A 1199-nucleotide genomic window follows, 5' to 3' on the forward strand; every position below is an offset into this window, starting at 1 on the left:
GCCCGCTGCGGCAGACGTCGTCGACGTCGCCTTCGACGTCGTCGTCGACAAGGTGAACACGATCCTGCACGGCACCACGCTCGCGCACCCGACGAGCGCAGCGCGCACGTTCCTCAGCTACTGCGTCGGGTTCCTCACCCGCTACGCGCTGTTCTGCGGCGGCGCGTTCTATTTTTTCCATCGGCTGCGCTGGCTGCGTCGCTTCAAGATCCAACAGGACGAACCATCGGCGCGCATGGTGCGTCACGAGATCGTGTGGTCGGCGAGCAACACGCTCTGCACCGGCCTGTTCTCGGTGCTGCTCGCCTGGCTCGTCACCACGGGCCGCACGGCGATGTACGCCGACGTCGACGAACGCGGCTGGCTGTGGTTCTTCGTCAGCATCCCCCTCGGCACGCTCGGCTTCGACACCTGGTTTTATTGGCAGCACCGCGCGCTCCACACGCCGTGGCTCTTTCGGCACGTGCACAGCGTGCACCACCGCCCGACGAACCCGACGGCGTTCGCAGGCTTTGCCCACCACCCCGTCGAGACCTTCGCCGAAGACCTCTACTTCCTGCTCTTCGTCGTCTTCGTTCCCGTGCATCCGATGGCGATGGGCCTCGTCGGCCTGCACGCCTTCACGCTCGCCATCCTTGGCCACATGGGCTTCGAATTCTTTCCGCGAGGCTTCACGACGCACGCGCTGCTTGGCCTGCACAACACCGCGACCCACCACAACATGCATCACTCGCACGTCGGCGGAAATTACAGTCTCTATTTCAATGCCTGGGACCGCCTGATGGGGACGAACCACCCCGACTACCACCGCGCCTTCGAGGCGACGAAGGCGCGACAATCGCAGGCATTCCTCGACGACGTTTCGGCGCGCGTTGGCCTCAGCGCCGCCGCGCCTGCGGCACCCCGCGACACCCGAGCCACGTGATCTTGTTGACCGGCTTTTGTGCCTCGGGATGATTGACCGAGAAGTGATAGACATCGGGCGAAAGCTCGATGCGTTTTTCGACGACGACGTCGAGCGGCAGCCGCAGCGGGCGTGACGACAGGATGCACACCGGCTCGTTGCCGCGGGCCTGCAAGAACGCCCCGAACGCATCGCTGCTTTTGTGCAGCATCGACACGAAGACCGTCAGATCGCGCGCGCCGACGTCGTGGCCGAGGGCGTAGACGTCGCCAAACAACGCCATGTGGTCGACGAA

2 protein-coding genes are annotated in these 1199 nt (G+C 64.8%); one reads left to right on the top strand and one right to left on the bottom strand.

Translation table 11 applies throughout. The features are described from left to right. Window positions 1–925 (top strand): sterol desaturase family protein (locus tag EB084_26050; GenBank protein NDD31728.1); only part of this gene is annotated, 925 nt, incomplete at its 5' end. On the opposite strand, the gene EB084_26055 is transcribed toward EB084_26050, so the two are convergent. Continuing rightward, on the bottom strand, window positions 879–1187 hold the full coding sequence (locus EB084_26055; protein ID NDD31729.1) for a hypothetical protein: 309 nt from the start codon (window positions 1185–1187) through the stop codon (window positions 879–881). The two genes, EB084_26050 and EB084_26055, sit on opposite strands and share 47 nt — an antisense overlap. Window positions 1188–1199 lie beyond the last annotated feature (12 nt).

It is taken from the genome of Pseudomonadota bacterium (assembly GCA_010028905.1).
Classification (GTDB): domain Bacteria; phylum Vulcanimicrobiota; class Xenobia; order RGZZ01; family RGZZ01; genus RGZZ01.